5 protein-coding genes are annotated in these 7512 nt (G+C 71.6%); all 5 read left to right on the forward strand.

Features of this window, described 5'->3' with window-relative positions; genetic code table 11:
* Positions 1 to 224: 224 nt before the first annotated feature.
* Positions 225 to 2480 carry a bifunctional serine/threonine protein kinase/MFS transporter gene (locus FYX01_RS03690; RefSeq protein ID WP_223830292.1) on the forward strand — a complete coding sequence of 752 codons (2256 nt, stop codon included), beginning with the start codon at positions 225 to 227 and terminating at the stop codon, positions 2478 to 2480.
* A 421-nt stretch (positions 2481 to 2901) separates the two neighbouring features.
* Entirely contained in the window at positions 2902 to 3681 is a 780-nt protein-coding gene (locus FYX01_RS03695; protein ID WP_190394162.1) for an electron transfer flavoprotein subunit beta/FixA family protein, read from the forward strand.
* Positions 3682 to 3714: 33 nt separating this feature from the next.
* Positions 3715 to 4659 carry an electron transfer flavoprotein subunit alpha/FixB family protein gene (locus tag FYX01_RS03700; RefSeq protein ID WP_150237525.1) on the forward strand — a complete coding sequence of 315 codons (945 nt, stop codon included), beginning with the start codon at positions 3715 to 3717 and terminating at the stop codon, positions 4657 to 4659.
* A 129-nt stretch (positions 4660 to 4788) separates the two neighbouring features.
* On the forward strand, positions 4789 to 5667 hold the full coding sequence (gene ligD, locus FYX01_RS03705) for a non-homologous end-joining DNA ligase (RefSeq protein ID WP_150237527.1): 879 nt from the start codon (positions 4789 to 4791) through the stop codon (positions 5665 to 5667).
* Between the two features lie 194 nt (positions 5668 to 5861).
* Positions 5862 to 7346 carry an aldehyde dehydrogenase family protein gene (locus tag FYX01_RS03710; RefSeq protein WP_150237529.1) on the forward strand — a complete coding sequence of 495 codons (1485 nt, stop codon included), beginning with the start codon at positions 5862 to 5864 and terminating at the stop codon, positions 7344 to 7346.
* Positions 7347 to 7512 lie beyond the last annotated feature (166 nt).

A 7512-nucleotide genomic window follows, 5' to 3' on the forward strand; every position in this document is an offset into this window, starting at 1 on the left:
GCCACTCCGGACACGGAGGAGGGAACCGTGCACGCGGGTTTTCCGTCATACTCGTGGTGGTCGTCCGAGGACGGACGCACCGCCGGAGCCCTCTGGAGCACCCCGGCGGCGCGGAAGCGACCGCACGGATCCCCGGACGGGCCACACAAGCCAAGGTTGACCCATCCCCCCGGCCGATAAGCTGGACGTGGCGGTATGCGGTCTTTTGAGGGGATGAGTTCTCGATGGCAATGTCGGCAGGTTTCCCCACGGGCGAGGAGCTGCCGGAGCGCATCGGCCACTACGTGATTCGCCGCCGTATCGGACAGGGCGGCATGGGCGTGGTGTACCAGGCCGAGGACCCCCGGACCGAGCAGTTCGTCGCGGTGAAGGTCCTCAAGCCCGAGGTCGCGGGGGACCACATCGCCCGGGCCCGCCTCGCACGCGAGGTCGAGACCATGCGCCGGGTACACAGTCCCAACGTGGCCGAGGTCATCGACGCCGACACCCAGGCCGAGCTGCCCTGGGTGGTCACCGAGTACATTCCGGGCCCCACCCTGGACTCGACCGTCACCGACCACGGCCCGCTGCGCGGCCGCGCCCTCCGGCGCTTCGTGACCGGCCTGGCCCGGGCGATCAAGGACATCCACGAGGTGGAGGTGATCCACCGCGACCTCAAGCCCGGCAACGTGATCATCTCCAACGGTGAGCCGATCGTCATCGACTTCGGCATCGCGCACGCCGTGGACGGCGCCAAGCTGACCCAGACCGGCACGTTCGTCGGCACGCCCAGCTACCTGTCCCCGGAGGTCATCGAGGGTACCGACCTGGGCCCGGCCACCGACATCCATGCCTGGGGCGGCACCGTCGCCTTCGCCTCCACCGGGCGCCCGCCCTACGGCGCGGGCTCCTTCGAGGTCATCTTCTTCCGCATCCTCAACGGCGAGATCGACATGGACGGGATGCACGAGGCGCTGCGGCCGCTGGTCAACCGCGCCGTCTCCCGTGACATGGCGCGCCGCCCCGCGGCCGCACAGCTGGTCGAGGAGACCAGCCGCCTCAACCTCGACCTGCCCTGGACCGAGGACGCCGGGGGCCGGCCCACCGGGCTGACCGGCAACCACACCGTGTACAACCCGTCCGTGGGCGGCCTTCCCGAGTCCGACCCCGCTGCGCGCGGCGGCCCGGGCGGCGCCGCGGCGGCGGGAGCCGCCGGCGCCGGCCTCGGAGGCGCCGCCGGCTACCTGGCCGGACGCGCGTCCGGAGGCGACGAGGGGTGGGGACCCCCGCACACGAGCAGCGGGGCCCACCAGGCCGCCGGTTCCTGGTCCCTGCCGAAGGAGCCCCCGCACCAGACCTCCGTCGCCCACGCGAGCGGCTGGGACAGCGACCCGGAGGCCACGGACGACCTGTCGGGTGCCGCCGACGACGCCCGGCGGGGCCGGGACGCCGACGGGGACCCGACCGACGACCTGGGCGGCACCGAGCGGATCACCCCCAGCGGCTCCGACGACCTGGACGACCCGCAGGGAACCATGCGGATCAACCCGGTCGGCGCAGGGGACGACCTCGACGACATGCAAGGCACGCGGCGTTTCCAGCCGGGCGAACTGTCCCGCGACGAGCCGCAGGGCACGATGATGATGGAATCCGTGGACGGGAACGGCCACCGTCCCGTCGCGGAGGACGAGGGGTACCGGACCCCGCAGACCCAGTTCTTCAACACCCCGCTGCACAAGGGGGACTTCGCCGACATCCTCACCCCCGTGGACGACGACCGCCACAGCGGCCGGACACAGGAGTTCGACGAGGAGGACTACGAGGAGCGCGGTGGCTGGCTGAACCGGTTCAGGCGCGGCAGCAACGACCGGATGGGCGACTACTTCCGGGGCGGCGACGACGGGTACTACGACGACGAGGGGTACGAGGCCGAGGCGTGGCGGATGCACCCGCTGGTGCTCATCCCCGTCATGTTCTCGCTGGCCGGTGTGGCCCTGTGGTTCCCCTGGTTCGGCATCCTGCTGGGCATCGTGATCATCGCCGGGCTGAGCGCCCTGGACGTGGTCAAGGCCGAGCACGCCCGCCGCCTGCAGACCCGCGGCCCGCGCAGTTCCGACAGCATGGTGGTGGCGCTGAGCTTCCCGTGGGCCTTCGGGCGCATGGTGCTGCGCACGGTCGGTTTCGGCCTGATCTACCTGCTGGCCGGGATCCTGGTCGGCATGGTCTACGCGCAGATCCTGGAGACGGGGGACCACGGGGCCAACTACACCGGCTCGTTCGCCGTCTTCGTGATGATCCTGCTCAGCTACATCATGCCGAGCGGGCGCGGGGCGCGGCACCAGGCGGTGTGGCTGGTCGAGCGGGTGCGGTTCCACAACCTGTACCTGTACATCGGCGTGGTCATCGGCATCCTGCTGCTGACCATGCTGATCATGTCCATCGGCCTGAGTTCGTTCCCCCTCTGGGCCCCGTGGAGCGGCCCGTCGGACTGGTTCGCCTAGACGGCGCCGCGGCGCCGGACCCGCCGACGCCCTCCCTCCCGCCGCGGGGGAGGGCGTCGTCCTTTTCCTGGCCGTCACCGGTGGTGTGACCGGTTCCGGCGGAGCCCGTGGCGACTAGGGTGGAAACCGGGGACCGGATCCCGGGCGTCCGGTGCCGGTGAACCGTCGCGGGTGTCGGCGGCCCGGTGCCACGGGGGCGGTCAGGGTTGCCTCAGTCACACCGGGGGCCACGGGTTGGCCCCCAAGCTACTAGCCAGTAACCTTTGGCTGTACGAGCACACCGCGGGACCTGTCTGGACATGAAGGCGGCCCCGCCGTCGGATGGCCGAACGGCATTCGGCATTGTTGGCATCACGGGGCGCGCCAGCGTCCGACCGCCGCACGGCGGATCCATGGAGTGCAGGGAGGTCGGCCACCGGCCATGAATATTGTCGTTTTGGTCAAGCAGGTCCCGGACACGGCGACCGAACGGAAGCTCAACGCCGATGACAAGACGCTCGACCGCGCAGCGTCCGACGGCGTCATCAACGAGCTCGACGAGTACGCGATCGAGGAGGCCCTCCTCCTCAAGGAGAAGCACGGCGGCGAGGTCACCATCCTGACGATGGGGCCGGACCAGGCCACGGACTCCATCCGCAAGGCCATGTCGATGGGTGCGGACAAGGCCGTCTTCGTCAACGACGACGCGCTCCACGGCTCGGACGCGCTCCAGACCGCCTACGCGCTCGCGCAGGCCCTGGGCACCATCGAGTACGACGTGGTCGTGCTGGGCTCGGAGTCCACCGACGCCCGTACCGGCGTCGTCGGCGCCGCGCTCGCCGAGTACCTCGGCCTGCCGCAGCTCACGTTCGCGCGCAAGGTCGACGTCGACGGCAGCACCATCAGGATCCAGCGCCAGACCGACTACGGCTACGACGTCGTCGAGGCCCAGCTTCCGGCGGTCGTCTCCGTGGTCGAGAAGATCAACGAGCCCCGCTACCCGTCCTTCAAGCTCATCATGCAGGCGAAGAAGAAGCCGGTCGACAAGAAGTCCGCCGCCGACGCGGGCATCGACACCGGCAGGGTCGGCCTGGCCAACGCCGCCACCGAGACCGTCGACTTCGCCGCCGCGCCGCCGCGCGCCGCTGGCACGGTCGTCAAGGACGAGGGTGACGGTGCCGCCAAGGTCGCCGACTTCCTCGTCGAGAAGAAGTTCGTGTAGGTCCGGCGAGAGACTCAGGAAGGTTCAAGGATTATGGCTGAGGTCCTCGTCCTCGTCGACCACGTCGACGGACAGGTCAAGAAGGTCACCACCGAGCTGCTCACCGCCGCCCGCCGTATCGGCGAGCCCGCGGCCGTGTGGATCGGCGACGGTGCGGAGTCGGGCAAGGGCGCCCTGGCCGAGTACGGCGCGGAGAAGGTCTACGTGGCCCCGGCCGAGCTGGGCGACTACGTCGTCGCCCCCAAGGCCGAACTGCTCGCCAAGCTCGCCCAGGACAAGGGCGCCGCCGCCGTCCTGGTCTCGGCCACCGCCGAGAACAAGGAGATCGCCGGCCGTACCGCCGTCAAGCTGGGCTCCGGTGTGCTCACCGACGTCGTGGACGTCGACGCCGAGGTCGTCACCGAGCACAGCATCTTCGGTGGCGGCACCATCACCCACGCCCGTGTGCGCACCGGCGTGCCGGTCGTCGCCGTCCGCCCGAACTCCGTCCCGGCCGAGGCCGCCACCGGCGCCGCCGCCGAGGAGGCCGTGTCGGTGGAGGTCTCCGACGCCGCCAAGACCGCCAGGGTCGTCGAGCGCGTCGCCGAGGAGCAGGGCGAGCGCCCCGAGCTCACCGAGGCCGCGATCGTGGTCTCCGGTGGCCGCGGCGTCGGTTCCGACGACTTCTCCGTCGTCGAGAACCTGGCCGACTCCCTCGGCGCGGCCGTGGGCGCCTCCCGCGCCGCCGTCGACTCCGGCTGGTACCCGAACCAGTTCCAGGTCGGCCAGACCGGTAAGACGGTCAGCCCGAACCTGTACGTGGCCCTCGGTATCTCCGGCGCGATCCAGCACCGCGCGGGCATGCAGACCGCGAAGAACATCGTCGCGGTCAACAAGGACCCCGAGGCCCCGATCTTCGAGCTGGTCGACTTCGGCGTCGTGGGTGACCTGCACACGGTCGCCCCGCAGCTCACCGAGGAGATCAACAAGCGCAAGTAGTACCGAGCGCACGAACCCGAACGCCCGGCCAGGTCCTCCTGGCCGGGCGTTCGCGCTGTGGGGGAACCGTTTCCGGCGGTACCGGCCGGGTAGTCGGGCCGCACGGTGCCGAGCCGGGGGGAGAGGGCCATGGCGACGGGGACCACGTGGGTACGTGCGGGGCGGCGCGTGGTGGGGGTGCGCAGACCCGGCAAGCCGCTGTTCGGCGAGAGCGGTGCGACCAAGGAGGACCTGGCGCAGTACCACGCCAGGATCGCGCCCCTGATGCTGCCGCACGTGCGCGACCGGCCCGTCGCCCTGGAGCGGTTCCCGGACGGGATCGGGGCACGGGGGTTCTTCGTCAAGCACCCGTCGGTTCCGGACTGGGTGCGCACCGTGGAGACCAGCGGCGGGCGGATGATGGTGTGCCAGGACGCGGCGGCGCTGGTGTGGTGCGCGGACCAGGCGGCGATCACCGTGCACGCCTGGCAGTCCGGGGAGCCGCACCTGGGCCGCCCCGACCGGATGGTGATCGACCTGGACCCCGCCGGGGACGGCCCGGAGGCTTTCGCCGCCTGTAGGGCCGCCGCCCGGGACACGCGGGAGGTGCTCGACGACCTGGACCTGGCCGCGTACGTGATGACCAGCGGTTCCCGAGGGCTGCACGTGCGCTCGCCGCTGCGCCCGGAGGTCGACGACCGGGAGGTCCGCCGGCTGGCGGAGGCGGTCGCGGACCGGGTGGCGGCCCGGCGCCCGGACGAGCTGACCACCGAGGTGCGCAAGGCCGCTCGGGGGGACCGGTTGTTCGTGGACTACCTGCGCAACGGCCGCGAGCAGCTCGCGGTCGCCCCGTACTCGGTGCGGGCCAGGCCGGGCGCACCGGTCGCGGCGCCGCTCACCTGGGAGGAGCTGGACGGACTGGAGTCGGCCGGGGCGTTCACGATCGACCTGGAACGGGACGGGTGCCCGTTCGCGGGGATGGGACGGCACGCCCGGTCCCCGCGCAGGGCCCTGGAGCGGCTGGGCTGAGGCCCGGGCCCCCGTGGGCGGATCCGCACGGTACTCGCCAAGGGCCTGGAGGCGGAGCCCGTACCCGGGCGCCGGGCCGTCCCGGGGGACCCGAAAGCCGCTGAACAGTTGGCCAAGGAGCGGCAAGTCCCGTTGTCCGCGCGCGGACCCCGGGTCACCGTGGCAGGCAGCGACGCCTACGCGGGGGAGAGCCGATGCACGCCGACCAGCGGCCGAGCGCCTACACGGGACTGGACCGCATGCCCATCGGAGGCCGGTGGCGCCACGGATCCTCCGGAACCGTCTTCCAGGACGTCAACCCCTACGACGACGCGGTCCTCACCGAGATCCGCCTGGCCGACGAGAGCGACGTCGACCTCGCCTACCGGGAGGCGGAGAGGGCGTGGCCGGAGTGGGCGGCCACCCCGGCCGCCGACCGCGCCGAGCTGTTCCTGCGGGCCCTCCGCGTCCTCGACGCGCGCCGGACCGAGATCGTCGACTGGCTCGTGTCCGAGGCCGGTGCCGTCCGCGAGCGCGCCGAGTTCGAGTGGCAGCTGGTGCACAGCGGCATGGTCGAGGTCACCTCCTATCCCACGAGGGTCGCCGGCCGCATCCTGCCCGGCATCACCCCGGGCAAGGAGAACCGCGTCTACCGCGAGCCGCTCGGAGTCGTCACGGTGATCAGCCCGTGGAACCTCCCTCTCCATCTCTCCCACCGCTCCGTCGCGCCCGCCATCGCCCTCGGCAACACCGTCGTCCTCAAACCCGCCGAGAACACCCCGGTCACGGGCGGGCTCCTGCTCGCCCGGATCTACGAGGAGGCCGGGCTTCCCCCCGGAGTGCTCAACGTGGTCATCGGCAAGGGCGGTGAGATCGGAGACGCGCTCGCCACCCACGAGACCTCCCGGATGATCTCGTTCACGGGGTCCACCGAGGTCGGCCGCCACGTCTCCAGGCAGGCCCCGCTCAAGAGGTGCTCGCTCGAACTCGGCGGCAACGGCCCCCTGGTGGTGCTGGAGGACGCCGACCTGGACCTGGCCGCGGACGCAGCCGTGTTCGGCTCCTACTACCACCAGGGCCAGATCTGCATGGCCACCAACCGGGTCGTGGCCACCGCCGCCGTCCACGACGACCTGGTCGAGCGGATGCTCGTGCGCGCCAGGGGGCTGCGGACGGGCGACCCCGCCGACCCGGCCACCCAGATCGGCCCCCTCATCGACGACGACCAGCGCGACGGCGTCCGGGACCTGGTCGCCCGGTCCGTAGAGCAGGGCGCGCGGCTCCTGCTGTCCGGGGACCCGCACGGTCCGGCGGGCAGGGTCCTGCCGCCCCACCTGCTGCTCGCCTCCAACGACGCTCCCAGCGCGTCGGAGGAGGTGTTCGGGCCGGTGGCCACGGTGGTCCGGGCCGAGAACGAGGAGGACGCGCTGCGCATCGCCAACGACACCGAGTACGGCCTGTCCAGCGCGGTGTACACGCGCGACGCCGAGCGGGGGGTGCGGTTCGCCCGCCGCCTGCGTACGGGCATGACCCACGTCAACGACTCCACGCTCAACGACGAGGCCAACACGGCGTTCGGCGGGGAGAACCACTCCGGTCTCGGCCGGTTCGGCGGCGATTGGGCGATCGAGGAGTTCACCACCGACCACTGGATCAGCCTCCAGCACACGCCCCGCAGGCTGCCCTTCGGCCTCGGCTGACCGGGGGACCGCTCCGGCCTTGGCGATCAGCGCACTAGCTGTACTGACCATGGAGGTTGGTAACACCCACCCCGGCTGACACAAGCGAAGAGGGCCTTCGGTATCGGTGTGGATTGCGACATCTACCCGACGCACCAGAAGGCCCTCGATGCCCCACACTACCCAC

It is taken from the genome of Nocardiopsis quinghaiensis (genome assembly GCF_008638365.1).
In the GTDB taxonomy this organism is placed as follows: Bacteria; Actinomycetota; Actinomycetes; order Streptosporangiales; family Streptosporangiaceae; genus Nocardiopsis; species Nocardiopsis quinghaiensis.

What these genes read in the sequence shown, in the direction of transcription:
- FYX01_RS03690 (WP_223830292.1), top strand. Translation starts at nt 225, where the DNA reads ATGGCAATGTCGGCAGGTTTCCCCACGGGCGAGGAGCTGCCGGAGCGC.
- ligD (WP_150237527.1), top strand. Translation starts at nt 4,789, where the DNA reads ATGGCGACGGGGACCACGTGGGTACGTGCGGGGCGGCGCGTGGTGGGG.
- FYX01_RS03710 (WP_150237529.1), top strand. Translation starts at nt 5,862, where the DNA reads ATGCACGCCGACCAGCGGCCGAGCGCCTACACGGGACTGGACCGCATG.
- FYX01_RS03695 (WP_190394162.1), top strand. Translation starts at nt 2,902, where the DNA reads ATGAATATTGTCGTTTTGGTCAAGCAGGTCCCGGACACGGCGACCGAA.
- FYX01_RS03700 (WP_150237525.1), top strand. Translation starts at nt 3,715, where the DNA reads ATGGCTGAGGTCCTCGTCCTCGTCGACCACGTCGACGGACAGGTCAAG.